Origin of the sequence: Lacinutrix sp., from assembly GCF_023299985.1 — a bacterium.
In the GTDB taxonomy this organism is placed as follows: Bacteria; Bacteroidota; Bacteroidia; order Flavobacteriales; family Flavobacteriaceae; genus Lacinutrix.
This window is the reverse complement of the sequence record NZ_JALZVX010000002.1, coordinates 1-15,318: the sequence shown is the minus strand read 5'-3', so window position 1 is coordinate 15,318 and position 15,318 is coordinate 1. Positions and strand designations below refer to the sequence as shown.

Below are 15,318 nucleotides of genomic sequence, written 5' to 3'. Positions count from 1 at the left end.
CACCACCATTGTAACAAGGAGCAGTAGATACTGTATTCTTTATAATTTCAAGATCATACATGTTAAAGTTTTTCTTTTAAGTATTTTCCAGTTTCCGAAACTTTAATTTTTACAATCTCTTCAGGTGTACCAAAAGCAACAAGTTGTCCACCATATTCTCCACCAGTTGGTCCTAAATCTATAATATGGTCTGCACATTTAATAAGTTCAAGATTGTGTTCTACTACAATTATAGAATGGCCTTTTTCAATTAAAGCATTAAACGATTTTAAAAGCTTTTTGATATCATGAAAATGTAAGCCAGTTGTTGGTTCATCAAAAATAAATAAAGCAGTTTCCTTAGTATTTCCTTTACCTAAAAACGACGCTAGCTTAATACGTTGTGCTTCACCACCAGAAAGTGTAGAAGAACTTTGCCCAAGTGTTACATAGCCTAAGCCAACATCTTGTAATGATTGTAACTTGTTCTTTATTTTAGTAACATGATTCTCGTCAAAAAATGAAATAGCATCATCTATTGTCATGTTTAGGATATCGTCAATGTTTTTATTTGCAAAAGTAACTTCAAGTACTTCTTTTTTAAAACGTTTGCCTTTACAAGTTTCACATTCTAAATGTACATCTGCCATAAACTGCATTTCTATAGTTACTTGGCCTTCTCCTTTACAAGTTTCACAACGTCCACCATCTACGTTAAAACTAAAATGTTTGGCAGCATAATTTCTAATAATACTCAATTTTTGTTTGCTGTATAATGCTCTAATGTCATCGTAAGCCTTGATATAAGTTACTGGATTTGAGCGCGAAGATCGACCAATAGGATTTTGATCTACAAACTCAATATGTTTTACGTTACTATAATTTCCTTTTAATTCTGAAAACTGTCCAGGTTTATCTCCAAAACCAGTAAGCTTCTTTTGTATAGCTGGAAATAGTATTTTCTTAACCAAAGTACTCTTTCCACTTCCAGAAACACCAGTAATTACAGTTAGCATACCTAAAGGAAAGGTAACATCTATATTTTTTAAGTTGTTTTCGCGAGCACCTTTTATTTCTATAGCGTATTTAGATGTTCGACGTTTTTTAGGCACTTCAATTTTAAGTGTTTCATTTAAATATTGTGCAGTTAATGAGTTTGACGCCAAAATGTCTTTAAACGTTCCAGTAGCCACTACATGTCCACCAAGAGTTCCAGCTTCTGGTCCTATATCTATAATTTCATCTGCTTCTTTCATGATGTCTTCATCATGCTCTACAACTATTACAGTGTTTCCTAAATCGCGTAATGCCTTTAAAACCAATATTAACCTTTCTGTATCTTTAGGATGCAAACCAATACTAGGCTCATCGAGAATATACATAGAGCCTACAAGACTACTACCAAGTGATGTTGCTAGGTTTATACGTTGGCTTTCTCCACCAGATAAAGTGTTAGACTTTCTGTTTAGTGTTAAATAATCTAATCCAACATTAGATAAAAAGGCTAATCTGTTTTCAATTTCTTTTAAAAGTCTTTTAGCAATAGTAGTATCGCTATCGTTAAGCTCTAATTGTTTAAAGAAAACAGTAAGCTTATCTAAAGGCATTTCAACTAAATCGGTCAACGTAGCATTGCTAATTTTTACATAATTAGCTTCTATCCTTAAACGTTTACCATTACAAACTTTACATTTGGTTTTGCCTCTGTAACGCGATAACATCACGCGGTTTTGAATTTTGTATGCTTTGCTTTCTAACTCTGCAAAAAAGGAATTTAAGCCTTCAAAATACTTATTTCCAGTCCAGATTAAATTTTTGTCTTTTTTTGTTAATTCAAAATAAGGTTTATGTATAGGAAAATCGAAGTGATGAGAATTATTAACCAATTGATCGCGATACCAACTCATGCTTTCGCCTTTCCATGGGAAAATAGCATTTTCGTATACAGATAAAGCTGTATTCGGGATTACTAAATCGTCGTCAATACCAATAACATCTCCATAACCCTCGCATTTTGGACAAGCACCATAAGGATTATTAAAACTAAATAAATGTACGTTTGGTTCTAAAAAAGTGATACCATCAAGCTCGAATTTATTAGAAAACTGTCTTGTAGTGTTATCGCTTAACTGTTCTATAAAACATTTGCCTTTACCTTCAAAAAACGCAGTTTGAATAGCATCTGCTAATCTATTATAAAAATCTTCGTCATCTTTAGTTACAATTCTATCAACAACTAAAAAAAGGTTTTTTGTTTTTTCAGTGATACCTTCTGCTTTATCTAAACGTATAACTTCACCATTTGCTTTTATTCTAGCATAACCTTGTGCGTTTAAGGCTTTAAGCTTGTCACTCATTTCGCGTCCTTCTTCTAAATGAATAGGAGCTAGGAGAAGTAGTTTTTCGCCTTGAGCAATAGTTTTTATATAATTTAAAACATCTGTAACACTATCTTTTTTTACTTGTTGTCCAGAAACTGGCGAATATGTTTTACCAATTCTAGCAAATAATAGTTTAAGGTAATCGTAAATTTCTGTAGTAGTACCAACGGTTGAACGTGGGTTTGTAGAGTTCACTTTCTGCTCAATTGCTATAGCAGGAGCAATGCCTTTTATGTAATCTACTTTAGGTTTATTTAAGCGTCCTAAAAATTGTCTTGCGTAGCTAGATAGACTTTCTACGTAGCGTCTTTGGCCTTCTGCATATAAAGTATCGAATGCTAAACTTGACTTCCCAGAACCAGATAAACCTGTAATAACAACCAATTTGTTTCTTGGAATGACAACATCGATATTTTTTAAGTTATGCAATTTTGCACCTTTAATAATAATATTATGTTTAGGGTTTACCTCGGAAAGCTTAGTGTTCATAAGAGTTTTTAATGTGAAAGAAACACAAAGGTAACATTTAAAAAGCAGCTTTAAAATAAGTTTATTGTGTAATAAAGTGTTAAAATTTATTTTTTTTTGTTTTTTCGGAATGATTGTTGTTATATTTACCTCAAGATTAATAAACTAAATTACCAAGCCTATAACGCAACATTACTTTTTAAATAAATTAACCCAAGCCGAAGCCCTAACTTCTGCTATTAAAAGTATTGATTATGCGAAAAAAACTTATCACAGATGCTACTCTAGTTAGTAGTTACATTAAAGGCGACGAATCTTCTCTTGAAGTTTTAATTAAAAGACACAAACAACGTATTTATAGTTTTATCTATTCTAAGGTTTATGATAGAGATATTGCTGAAGATGTTTTTCAAGACACCTTTATAAAAGTTATTCGCACACTAAAAAGAGGAAAATATAACGAGGAAGGTAAATTTTTACCTTGGGTTATGCGTATTGCTCACAATTTAGTAATCGATCATTTTAGAAAAAACAATAGAATGCCGAAGTTTCAAAATAATGGTGATTTTAGTATTTTTTCTGTTTTAAGCGATACAAGTTTGAATGCTGAAAAAACAATTATAAAAGAACAGGTAGAAGAAGATGTTAGGCGTTTAATTGAAGAACTACCAGCAGATCAAAAAGAAGTTTTAGTGATGCGTATGTATCAAGATATGAGTTTTAAAGAAATCTCTGAGCGTACAGGTGTAAGTATAAACACAGCTTTAGGACGTATGCGTTATGCGTTAATTAACATGCGTAAGGTTATTGAGAAACACAACATTATTTTAACTAATTAATAGTGATACAATATTAGAATAAATTGCTCGTTATCTATGTAATATTAAACATATGATATGGCAAAAATTTACTCTGAAAATTCTAAAATTAACAAGAAAATGAACCCTAAAGATGAAACCATTAGTTTTATTCTTAATTATTCCAAGGCTTTAAGTGTTATAAGTTATAAAAAAATAAAGTTTGAAGCATTTCTTAATTAGATTAAAAAACAGTCCTGATGTGAATCAGGACTGTTTTAGTTTTTTTATTAAATAAATATCACTTCTAGCGAATAAATTGAGCTTAAAATTATTTGTGCCTAGAAATTACACTAACGTTTTCCTTTGTTATATTCTTTTAAAACTGTTGCTCTACCTATAGTTTTTGTAATAATATCATTATCTAAATTCCAACCACGAGCAGGAGAATATTCTCTACCATACCATATAATTTGAAGGTGTAAATCGTTCCAGGTTTCTTTAGGGAATAAGCGCTTGGCATCTTTTTCAGTTTGGGTAACGTTTTTTCCGTTTGTTAAATTCCATCGGTACATTAATCTATGTATATGTGTATCTATAGGAAAAGCAGGCACACCAAAAGCTTGAGACATGACTACGCTTGCTGTTTTATGCCCAACGGCTGGAAGCTCTTCTAAAAACTCAAAACTTTGCGGTACTTCACCATTATGCTTATCTATTAAAATATGAGAAAGACCATGTATACCTTTACTTTTCATAGGTGATAATCCGCAAGGTCTTATAATTTCTTTTATCTCTTCTACGCTCATTTTTATCATATCGTGTGGATTGTCTGCTTTTGCAAATAGTAATGGTGTAATTTTATTTACACGAACATCTGTGCATTGCGCAGACAATAATACAGCAACTAATAAAGTATAAGGATCTTTGTGATCTAACGGAATTGGAATTTCTGGGTATAATTTATTTAACGTATTTATAACGAAATCTACCTTTTCTTGCTTGGTCATTAGTTGTATTTTTGATAAAAACCAAAATTACAACTATGAATACATTAAAGCAAGGCGATAAAGTGCCAGATTTTACAGTTAATAATCAAGATGGAAATACAGTGTCTTTATCAGATTTTAAAGGAAAAAAACTAGTAGTATTCTTTTACCCTAAAGCTAGTACACCTGGTTGTACTGCGGAAGCTTGTAATTTAACAGACAATTACAAAACTTTACAGGATAAAGGTTACCAAATATTAGGCGTAAGTGCAGATTCTGAAAAACGCCAAACTAATTTTAAAACCAAATATAGCTTTCCGTTTGATTTATTAGCAGACGAAGATAAAACGGTTATTAACGCATTTGGTGTTTGGGGAGAAAAGAAATTTATGGGTAAAACGTATGATGGTATTCATAGAAAAACCTTTTTAGTAGATGAAAATGGAGTTGTAGCTCATGTAATTGACAAAGTGAAGACTAAAGATCATGCAGCGCAGATATTAGATTTATAAACTTAAAAGTTCTTAAATAATTATTTAAAGCACTCTTTTTGGAGTGCTTTTTTAGTAGCGTAACTTTCTTATACCAATAAATACAAAAACCATTAATGTGTAAACCAAAAAGAAAGGAATAATATATTGTTTAAGATCTAGAACTAGCATTATAGCTATAATTAGTAATTGAAAACCAAGTCCAAAGGTTGAAATGCTCGTCATTAACCAATTAGGAAATATTTTTCCTTTACTCGCATTGTGGTCTAGCTTATATATAATTTGATCAAAACCACCATAAAAAAATTTATATATGGCAAATAATATATTTACGTGTTTTTGTTTTTCTCCAGTAAGAGCTATGGGTGTTTTATCTTCAAACACGCGACTAGTAGTGTCTCCATCAAATTTATTTCTTAAAATAACATAGTAGTAGTTGTAAAGTGTGCCTTGTAGTTGTAAACCAAAAAAAGCTAAAATAGTAAGCCATATATTAGAAGATGTAATGTGCCAAATAGCAATAAAAATGATTAGGTTTAGTATAATATCTGCTATAGAATCTAAATAACGACCAGTATAAGAAGGTGTTTTTTTTACTCTCGCTAATTCTCCATCTGCTGCATCTAAAATTGATTTAAAAATTAGAAAAAAAGCAGCAAACCAAAACTCACCATTTAATATACAATAAATTGCTATTAATCCAGAGATAATAAAACCAATGGTAACATGAATAGGAGTGAAAGATGTGTTTTTTAGAGCGTTTGCAATTACCTTTGCTATTGGTCTTCCATAATCTGAAAGGTCAATAAATTTATGTTCTTTGGGAAGTTTTGACATGTATCTTCATAGAAATCTGTAATGTGGAATATACCTGTTTTATAAATTTGAATATAAAGTACAAAGATACAATAAGAAACACTTTTTTACTTACTTGTAATGTAGCTAAAAATAAAAAAACTCAAGATTAGTATTAATCTTGAGTTTTAATTTATAAGAAGGAAATCGTTTTTATTATTGAATTACTAAATTAAAAGTAGCTTCAATATCTGTTTCTCCACCAGCATTTGCTAAACCTGTGTTTGGTTTTGCAGGTAAATGACGTAAAGTAAATGTTAGCAGTCCAGAACTTGTAACTCCAGTATCTAAAGAAAACTCGATACCTAATGGGTTTCCGTTTCCATCAAAACTAGTGTAAGTTGTTGTTGCATCAAGAGCGCTTCCAATAGTGTAAAAGAATTGATGCTCATCAGCTTCCTCTTCAACCTCTTCAGTAATATTTTCGGCAGGACTTTCTGTTTCATTTAATAAAACGATAACTCCATTGTAAGTAGTTCCAGCAGTTAAATTTCCTGATACTGTTACTTCTGGCGCATCTGGTCCATCTCCATCTAAATCTTGCGTTTGCAATGTTACTGCTGTTCCTCCACCAAGTGGTGTAAGTGTTACTGTAAGTGTTGTAATTACTTCTTCTTGATTTACTGGTGTTGGTATCACGTCGTCATCGTCTGAACAACCAGTAAAAGATATAAATACTAATAGAGCTAATGTTATTATTTTAAAATTTTTCATTGTTTTGTATTTTTGTTTATTAATAGTTTATTTTTAAATTAATTGAGTAATCTCTACCTAAATCGTCTGCATAATATCTTAAACGATTTAAGTAATTTCTATAACTAGTATTTAATGCATTCGAAACATTAAAACCAATTGTTAACGATGATTTTTCGTTAAGTTTAAAATCCATACTAGAATTAAAGCTAAGTAAATGATAAGCATCTGGAGGAGTGCTAACATCTACAATTTCTAGTGTTTCTGTTTCTGGAACAAATACCTCAAAATTATTATCTGGAAATTCATTTTGTCTAAAAACATATTCACTTTGCAGTTTCAAGTTTAGGTTATTTAACTTTTTGTTATTGTATGTTATACTATTTCTTGTGCTCGCAGCTGGCATATTAATTAAAGCATCATTTCTAGATACATCTTTTCCTTTTACTATAGAAAACTGATGGTTGTATTGGAAATGATCATTCAACTTAAGGCTTCCATCAATATCAACACCAATTAGTCTAGCGTTTGTTTGTCTATATTCCCAAACTTGAAAATTACCTCTTATGGTTTGTTGTACCTCAATTGGTTCAATAACTATAAAATCTGTAATCATATTTATGTAAGGATTAATAGTAAAACTATAATTGGCATTACTTTTTTGAAGTGTAACCGAAAATTTATGAGCAGTTTCAGAATTAAATTGTAAATCTCCCAACTCAATTCTAGAGGCCGAATGGTGTAAACCTTCGCTAAATAATTCCGACGGATTTGGCGCTCTGGATGCTAAAGAATAATTAAATAATAATTTATAATTTTCTTTAATTTTATAAGAGAGTCCTATTGTTGCCGAAGGATTATAAAAATTTAGCTTTGGATTTACTAAAATTTGATTTCCAAATTCTCCAACAACAATATCTTGAAAAATTGTATCGTACGCTCTGTCTTCCCAAAAAGATGTTCTGTAAAATTTTAATGCATCTAAAAATGTATAATCAAACCTTGCACCAAGTTCAAAAAGCAATTTATTATTAATTTGCTTTTCTAAAACAGCGTATGCACCAAGATTATATTCACTGTAATCGGGAATTAGTCTTCTTATTCCTGTACTAGGATCAGCAAAATTAGTTTGGTATTGTCCTGTTAGACCTAATTTTATGGTTGCTGTCTCAGATATTTTAGAATCTAAATCTAGTAATAAAGTATGTGTATTGAGTTTTAAATCTAATGATGGTGTATCTCTATCATCTCCTCGTCTTACATCGAACTCTAGTCTATTATTTTGTTGAAAACTATATTGAAAGTCTAATCTCCCTAGATTTTCAAACTTTTTAAAACCTTTAATCTTAAATAAATGATGAGCTACATCTTGCTTTGGTGAATTTATATTATATGTAAAATCATCAATAAATAAAGGCTCTAGATTGTTAATTGCTCTAATTTGGTCTTGTGCACCTCCTAAATGCGACGCTCTTAAAATACCTGTTTCTACTTTATAAAGAGAATAAGAAGCTTCTATTCCAGAAGTAAATCTATTTAATCCTCCACGAACAGAAAAACTACGCTCAAAAGCACCTGTATTACTTAAATTGTAATCTGGCGCATTAAAATCTCCAAAACGTTTTATGGTACCTTGAACGTTTCCATACCAACCACTTTTAAAAGTTTTGGTTAGTTGAGAAGTAGCTGTGCCTCCTCTTCCGTTTGAAGCTACAGTTGTTATAGTTTTACCATAAAGACTGTCTTTAACTGGTGTTTTAGAAGTTTCTGTAATAATTATACCACCTATAGCATTACCACTATATTTTAGAGCACTTGCTCCTTTTATAACAGTAATATTATCTATCGCATTTATGTCTATATTTGGAGCATGTTCGGCTCCCCAATCCTGATCTTCCATTCTTACACCATCGTTCATTACAACCACTCGACTGCTATGCAAACCATTTATTATAGGTTTAACAATAGTATTACCAGTGTTTAATGAGCTCACTCCAGAAATATTATTTAAAACATCTCCAAGAGTTTTACCACTGTTTTTTTCTAATTCTTCTTTAGAAATTTTATTTTCTAAACTCGTTTCAGATGTAATATCAGAAAGTTTTCCTTCTAAAATAATTTCATTTAATTCTTCTAAATGATGTTCTAAACGAAAAACTTTTTTTGTGTTATTTGTAATTTCTATTTTATAAGTCTGTGCAATACAAAATGCATGAGAAATTTTTATTGTATATGTTTGATTACATAAATCTACAATAGTAAATTCACCTAAACTATTTGTTAATACTTCTTGGTTGTTTTCTACAACAAGAACCTTGGCATCAACTAATATAGTATTGTCATGAAGGTCTAAAACTGTTCCATTAATAATGTTATTACAGTTTTGAGAACTAATTATATTGCTACTGATTACAAATAGCAAAATGATAAATACACGCATGTATTAAAATAAAATTAAGGTATATAAATAGTTAAACATTTATTTATTAAAAAATAAATATTTAATAAAAAGAAACGTAAAACGAGAACGTTAATTATTAGTTACTAAACTAATATTAACAAGAAAAAGAGAAGGATTTTGGTGGTCCTCGAAGTGCAATACCAAAATTTTTAAAACTTTTTAAAAATGTATACCTACTGTAAAAGTTACTATAATTATTTAAGTTATTAAAAATATAAATATTCTCAAAAACTAACGTATAAGGATTATTTACTTTAAACTTGTAGAATTCACAGTCTATTTCAACTTCATGATAATGAGAATCTGAAGGATTAGCACAAACTTCGTGTTTATGTTCTTCAAAAACATGTGTAAACTTTACAACAGATGGTAATACAATAGCAGCCACCAATAGAATGATGATACTTTTAATTACTATATGTTGTATTTTGTTTTCCATTTAATTTAAAAAGCGTCCTAGTCCAAAACGTCTTAACATTTTCTTTTCGAATTCCCAGAAAAATTTACCTTGACCAAGTAAATATCCAAAAGTCACTAATAGTATTTGGTAGAAAATAAGACCAATGATAATATATAAAAACCAATAGACGACTATATTTAAGTTTTCTTTAGTAATTCCTAAAAGTTTAATAATAGGTCTTCCAACATATAGAGAAGACGATCCAGTAATAGCAAAAACAATAAAAATTCTAATAATTTCCCATCGTTGTTTAACAATCCATTTATTTTGTAATTTTTTAAAAATTAGTAAGACAAGTTTTAATAGAAAAAACATTATTACAAGTGCAAAAACTATTTGAAATGTAAAATGATATTCTTTTAAAAACAATCCAGCTAGTCTATAACTTGAAAATAACAAACCCAATAAACCTATTACAGGAAATAGTAATTGCCAATTTTTTGTTATTTCCCAACGTTTTTTAAACTCTTGCATTATCCTTTTTTGAGAATGCAAATATAAATTAATTTTGAGGAATTCTTCCGCCTAAAAGGTTTTGGTTATATCTATTTTGGAAAAAAATAAAATAATTATATATTTTATAATTAACATCGTAACCATAGTCTATGCCTTGTATGTAGTTAATATTCATTTCGTATAGGTTGGGATTGTAACGACTAGGTTGTAATACACGTCTATTCCATTCTTGAACATAGCGAAAATTTCTAGTTTCCATATAGCTTTGTGAGTAGTAATCTTTTGGTTGTGCTCTAGAGGCTAGGTAAAACCCAAATCCAGGCTCTATTATTATAACATCGTATTCAAGGTTTTCTCCAGATATTTTAATAGTATCACCTTTATTTACTTTTGCAGTTTCTATTTCTATAATATCAGTTTTTGGTGCAATAGTATCTTTAGAAGAATTACAAGAAAAAAACATAATAGTAACAATAGTAATTAAAAGGAGGATGTTTTTCATGATTTTATTTTTAATAAAAATACAAATTAAATTAATGAGTTCTGTGTAAAAACAAAGAGCCAAACCTAAGCTTGACTCTTTTTAAATATTTATGTCTAGCTTTTAGAAATTTTATTTTCCAAAAAGACCTCCTAATAATCCACCAATACCACCTTGTCCTTTTGTGGCTTGACCTAAAACCATTCCTGCAACGTCATCGATAATACTACCATCTCCATCACTATCTAGCATTTTTTCAAGGAAGGTTTGCTCTTGTGTTACAGCTCCAGATTGGCTTGCTCCACCTAATAATCCACCAAGTAAATCGCCAATACCATTAGAAGAACTTACTCCAGTTTGACTAGCTTGTTTTCCTAAAACACCCATTAATATTGGTGCTGCAACCTTTAATATACTTGCTACTGCTCCAGAGTCCATACCAGCTTTTTGACCTAGCACTTGTTCTACACCAGCTCTTTTATCTCCTAGTACATGTCCTAAAATTTTATCACCATCATTAGTAACTTCATCATTAACTCCACTACCAAATAAACCACCAAGGTTATCTAATATGCTTCCGTTGTGTTTACCGCTTATTGCTCCCATTAATCCTTCAGCTCCTTGTGGAGTAGAAGCATTACGTTCCATAGCTTTCATTAAAACAGGTAAAGCCATACTTAATAAGCCTCCTGTTTTTGCTTGGTCTTGTCCTGTTGATCCAGCAACACCACTAATAATACTTTTACCTAAATCACTATTTAATAATTCTAAAATTCCTGCCATTTTATTTTTTGTTTTAAGTTATTTTAATTTTTTCAAAATATACAAAAAAAAGCCTTAACATATTTGTGAAGGCTTTTTGATATAAATATTTTAAAAAAACAACTGATTAAATAACGGTTTTAGACGACTAAAGTAGTATTTCTTTAATTTGAGTTGCTAACTCTACACCTATACGATCTTGTGCTTCGTTGGTTGCAGCACCAATATGTGGTGTTAAAGATATTTTAGGATTCATTAATACTTGAACAGCTGGAGTAGGTTCGTCCTGAAAAGTATCTAAACCTGCAAATGCAATTTTACCACTATCTAGTGCACTTACTAATTCTACTTCATTTACAACACCTCCTCGAGCAGCATTAATAAGAGCAGAACCGTCTTTCATCATATCAAACTGAGCTTTACCAATAACGTAATCCTTTTGTGCAGGTACATGAAGCGTTACAAAATTTGATTGCTTTAAAACGTCTTCCATGGATTGTGTTTTAATATTAAAATTTACAGATTGTCCATCGTAAAATGGGACAGAAACATCTGCTACATCTATAAATTTATCCGCTGCAATAACTTTCATGCCAAGACCTAAACCTATTTTAGCAACTTCTTGACCAATACGGCCAAAACCTATTATACCAAGAGTTTTTCCTCTAAGTTCAACACCTTTAGCGTAGTTTTTCTTCAATTTTTTAAATTGAGTATCACCATCTAATGGCATGTTTCTGTTAGAATCATATAAATAGCGTACTCCTGTAAAAAGGTGAGCAAACACTAACTCAGCAACAGATTGTGAAGAAGCAGCAGGTGTGTTTATAACATTTAATCCTTTATCACGTGCGTAATCTACATCTATATTATCCATACCAACTCCACCACGACCAATAATTTTTAGGTCTGGACACGCATCAATAACTTCTTTTCTTACTGTTGTTGCACTTCTAACTAAAACAACAGAAATATCGTTTTCATTAATATAATTTGCTAATTGTTCTTGAGCTACTGTTGTTGTCGATACTTCAAAGCCAGCCGCTTCTAATGCGTCAATTCCGCTTTGCGAAATACCATCGTTTGCTAATACTTTCATTTTATTAAGTTAAAATTTAAAAGTTGAAAATTGTGTGAACGATTAATATTTCAACTTAAAATAATTTATATTTTATAAATTTGAGTAAGGTTGTTAATTCCTATCTCTAACTCTTTCTAAAGGAAAGAGAACTGTTATGTTTAATTTTATAGTTAGTATTTGTTTATTTATTATTGATTTGAGTAAAACTGTTTACTGCAAACTATTTTAAGCTTTACTCTCTAATTCACTCATAATTTCAACCAATACTTTTACGCTATCAAGTGATAAAGCATTGTACATTGATGCTCTGTAGCCACCAACGCTTCTATGTCCATTAATGCCATTAATTCCATTTTCTGTAACCATTGCTTCGAATGTTTCTTTTAGGTTTTCGTTTTCTAATGTAAAAGTAGCGTTCATTTTAGAACGGTCTTCTTTTGCAGCATAACCTTTAAAAAGCGGATTTAAATCTATTTCAGAATACATTAAAATAGCTTTCTTCTCATTTTCTTTTTCTATGGCTTTAATTCCACCTAAATCTTTTAACCATTGCATTGTTAACATTGAGGTGTAAACTGCAAAAACAGGAGGTGTATTAAACATACTTCCTTTATCTATGTGCATTTTGTAATCCATCATAGATGGTATTTTACGTGATACTTTACCAAGAATATCTTCTTTTATAACAACTAAAGTTGTTCCTGCAGGTCCCATATTTTTTTGAGCACCAGCATAAATTAAATCGAATTTAGAAAAATCAAGTGTACGTGAGAAAATATCACTACTCATATCACATACTAAAGGAATATCTACTTTAGGAAAACTTTTTATTTGTGTACCAAAAATGGTGTTATTTGATGTTACATGAAGATAATCGTAATCTGAAGGTACATCAAAACCTTTTGGAATATAATTAAAGTTTGCGTTTTTAGATGAACCAACTTCGTAAACATCATCGTAAATTTTAGCTTCTTTAATTGCTTTATCACTCCAGGTTCCTGTGTTTAAATAACCTGCGCGTTTTTCTAATAAATTAAGAGCAACCATTAAAAACTGTGTACTTGCACCTCCTTGTAAAAATAAAGCTTTGTAACCTTTTCCTTCTAAACCTAAAAGTTCTAAAGCTAAAGCTCTAGCTTTTTCCATAACATCTACAAAAGGTTTACTTCTATGAGAAATTTCTATTAAGGATAATCCGTTATCAAAATCTAATAAGGCTTCAGAAGCTTTTAATATAACTTCTTTAGGTAGTACGCATGGTCCTGCGCTAAAATTATGTCTTTTCATGGTATGCTGAATTTAATTTCAGTGGCTATTAATTATTCATTTTCAATACAAAAACGAATTAAATTCCAAGATTACAAAGGTGCTAAATAATCAACGTTTTTTTGTTATTAAAATGATAATTTATCAACTATAATTTTAACAAAAAAGCAATAGTATCTAAATTATCTGCGTAATCCCAAAGTTCTGGTTTTTGTGTTTGCCCAAATTGGATTTCATTTTCAGTAAAATCTTTTGCAACAATACACTGTATATTTTCTGCTTCGTTTTTTAAAGTTATTTCAAGTGTTTTAGAATCATTATAAAACTCATAAAACACAGTTGCTATTGGTGAAGCAAAGCTTTTATCTTCTTTAATCATTAAAAAACCATTTTCAAGCATATCAAACTCGCTCATTAAATAAACAGCTTTATTATAATCGTAATTATTAGCGTATTTAGCTTCGTTTATTATTGGATGCCATTTGTAGATAGCTTCAAAAAAAGCATCAAATTTGTAGTCTTTTGGTACAAATAGTTTAGAAACATTTCTACAACCTAAACCATAATATCTAAAAATATCTTCAGTTAAGTTTTCGAGTGCTTCTTTGGTTTCGTTTCCTGAAATTACAGCAACCGAGTTTCTGTTTTTTCTAATTATTGATGGCTTATTTTTAAAATAATATTCAAAATAACGTGCTGTGTTAGAACTTCCTGTAGCAATAACTGCATCAAATTGTTCTAGTTTTCCTTCGGTAAAAGTAATTTTGCCTTTAAATTCTGGCTCTACATGTTCCAGATACTTGGCTAGAAAAGGAAGTAAATGCTTATCGTTAGAAGATTGCTTAACCAAAACAGAATGACCAGAGATTAACACAGAAATAAAATCATGAAAACCAACTAAAGGAATGTTTCCTGCCATAATAATGGCAACATTTTTTGGATTTTTAATATTGAAATTATAATTGGAAGTCCATTTGGTTAAATTGCTTTCAATCAAAGAGTTATGCCATCCGTTTAAAGCAAAAACTATATTTTTTTTAGTAAACCAACCGTTATATTCTTGCGCTAATTTTATTTGATGCTTAAAACCATCGAAAAACAAATCGTTATGTGGAATGTTGTCTTGTTTATCATACTCTTCCGAAGAAAACTGATTAATAAAAGTGCCTAATTTAGCGAAAGCGTTAATTCTTTGTTGTAATTCCATTTGTTACTTGCGTAATACGTGTTTTGTCATTATTTTTGCAACTGCAAATTTACGCAAACTAAATAAAAGAATTACTATGGCAATTATTATAACAGACGAATGTATAAATTGTGGAGCATGTGAGCCAGAATGCCCAAATACTGCAATTTATGAAGGTGCAGACGATTGGAGATATAAAGACGGAACAAGTTTAGAAGGTAGTATTGTGCTTACAGATGGTAAAGCTGTAGATGCAGAAGAAGCGCAAGAGCCTATAAGCGATGAGATTTATTATATAGTACCAGATAAATGTACTGAGTGTGTTGGGTTTCACGAAGAGCCACAATGTGCTGCTGTTTGTCCTGTTGATTGTTGCGTACCAGACGATGAGCATGTTGAAACTGAAGCAGTATTATTAGGAAAGCAGAAGTTTATGCATCCAGAAGGATAAGGTTACTAATTAACATTAAGATATAATGAAATCCTGAGCTTTGCTTAGGATTTTTTATTTT

General features: G+C 30.5%; 16 protein-coding genes. 4 read left to right on the top strand and 12 right to left on the bottom strand.

What is annotated here, in order from left to right; genetic code table 11:
- Window positions 1–62: 62 nt before the first annotated feature.
- A complete protein-coding gene (uvrA, locus tag Q0C58_RS00205) occupies window positions 63–2,849 on the bottom strand; it encodes an excinuclease ABC subunit UvrA (RefSeq protein WP_290696196.1) in 2,787 nt (928 codons plus the stop codon).
- A 233-nt stretch (window positions 2,850–3,082) separates the two neighbouring features.
- On the opposite strand from uvrA, the gene Q0C58_RS00200 reads away from it, so the two are divergent.
- Complete coding sequence (locus Q0C58_RS00200; RefSeq protein ID WP_290696194.1) at window positions 3,083–3,667, top strand: sigma-70 family RNA polymerase sigma factor; 585 nt, start codon at window positions 3,083–3,085, stop codon at window positions 3,665–3,667.
- 57 nt (window positions 3,668–3,724) lie between these two features.
- On the top strand, window positions 3,725–3,868 hold the full coding sequence (locus Q0C58_RS00195) for a hypothetical protein (RefSeq protein ID WP_290696192.1): 144 nt from the start codon (window positions 3,725–3,727) through the stop codon (window positions 3,866–3,868).
- A gap of 110 nt (window positions 3,869–3,978) precedes the next feature.
- Here Q0C58_RS00195 and nth read toward each other — a convergent pair whose 3' ends face one another.
- Entirely contained in the window at window positions 3,979–4,635 is a 657-nt protein-coding gene (gene nth / locus Q0C58_RS00190) for an endonuclease III (RefSeq protein ID WP_290696191.1), read from the bottom strand.
- A gap of 35 nt (window positions 4,636–4,670) precedes the next feature.
- Here nth and bcp point away from each other — a divergent pair, with 35 nt between their 5' ends.
- Window positions 4,671–5,126 carry a thioredoxin-dependent thiol peroxidase gene (bcp, locus tag Q0C58_RS00185; protein WP_290696190.1) on the top strand — a complete coding sequence of 152 codons (456 nt, stop codon included), beginning with the start codon at window positions 4,671–4,673 and terminating at the stop codon, window positions 5,124–5,126.
- A gap of 51 nt (window positions 5,127–5,177) precedes the next feature.
- Here the strand turns inward: bcp and Q0C58_RS00180 are convergent, their stop codons facing one another.
- The 10 genes from Q0C58_RS00180 to Q0C58_RS00135 form a co-directional block, all read right to left on the bottom strand.
- Window positions 5,178–5,942 carry a CDP-alcohol phosphatidyltransferase family protein gene (locus Q0C58_RS00180; protein WP_290696189.1) on the bottom strand — a complete coding sequence of 255 codons (765 nt, stop codon included), beginning with the start codon at window positions 5,940–5,942 and terminating at the stop codon, window positions 5,178–5,180.
- 174 nt (window positions 5,943–6,116) lie between these two features.
- A complete protein-coding gene (locus Q0C58_RS00175; RefSeq protein ID WP_290696188.1) occupies window positions 6,117–6,674 on the bottom strand; it encodes a type 1 periplasmic binding fold superfamily protein in 558 nt (185 codons plus the stop codon).
- A gap of 19 nt (window positions 6,675–6,693) precedes the next feature.
- Window positions 6,694–9,093 (bottom strand): TonB-dependent receptor, encoded by a 2,400-nt coding sequence (locus tag Q0C58_RS00170; protein ID WP_290696187.1) that lies wholly within the window; start codon window positions 9,091–9,093, stop codon window positions 6,694–6,696.
- Between the two features lie 115 nt (window positions 9,094–9,208).
- On the bottom strand, window positions 9,209–9,553 hold the full coding sequence (locus Q0C58_RS00165; RefSeq protein ID WP_290696185.1) for a hypothetical protein: 345 nt from the start codon (window positions 9,551–9,553) through the stop codon (window positions 9,209–9,211).
- A complete protein-coding gene (locus Q0C58_RS00160) occupies window positions 9,554–10,048 on the bottom strand; it encodes a DUF6787 family protein (RefSeq protein ID WP_290696184.1) in 495 nt (164 codons plus the stop codon).
- 28 nt (window positions 10,049–10,076) lie between these two features.
- Window positions 10,077–10,532 (bottom strand): DUF6146 family protein, encoded by a 456-nt coding sequence (locus Q0C58_RS00155; RefSeq protein WP_290696183.1) that lies wholly within the window; start codon window positions 10,530–10,532, stop codon window positions 10,077–10,079.
- A 111-nt stretch (window positions 10,533–10,643) separates the two neighbouring features.
- Entirely contained in the window at window positions 10,644–11,294 is a 651-nt protein-coding gene (locus Q0C58_RS00150; RefSeq protein WP_290696182.1) for a DUF937 domain-containing protein, read from the bottom strand.
- 127 nt (window positions 11,295–11,421) lie between these two features.
- Window positions 11,422–12,372, bottom strand: coding sequence for a D-2-hydroxyacid dehydrogenase (locus Q0C58_RS00145; RefSeq protein WP_290696181.1), 951 nt, complete (start codon window positions 12,370–12,372; stop codon window positions 11,422–11,424).
- A gap of 207 nt (window positions 12,373–12,579) precedes the next feature.
- On the bottom strand, window positions 12,580–13,641 hold the full coding sequence (gene serC / locus Q0C58_RS00140) for a 3-phosphoserine/phosphohydroxythreonine transaminase (RefSeq protein WP_290696180.1): 1,062 nt from the start codon (window positions 13,639–13,641) through the stop codon (window positions 12,580–12,582).
- Window positions 13,642–13,768: 127 nt separating this feature from the next.
- A complete protein-coding gene (locus Q0C58_RS00135; RefSeq protein WP_290696178.1) occupies window positions 13,769–14,827 on the bottom strand; it encodes an acyl-CoA reductase in 1,059 nt (352 codons plus the stop codon).
- A gap of 76 nt (window positions 14,828–14,903) precedes the next feature.
- Between Q0C58_RS00135 and Q0C58_RS00130 the strand changes: the two genes are divergently transcribed.
- Window positions 14,904–15,257, top strand: coding sequence for a 4Fe-4S dicluster domain-containing protein (locus Q0C58_RS00130; protein ID WP_290696176.1), 354 nt, complete (start codon window positions 14,904–14,906; stop codon window positions 15,255–15,257).
- Window positions 15,258–15,318 lie beyond the last annotated feature (61 nt).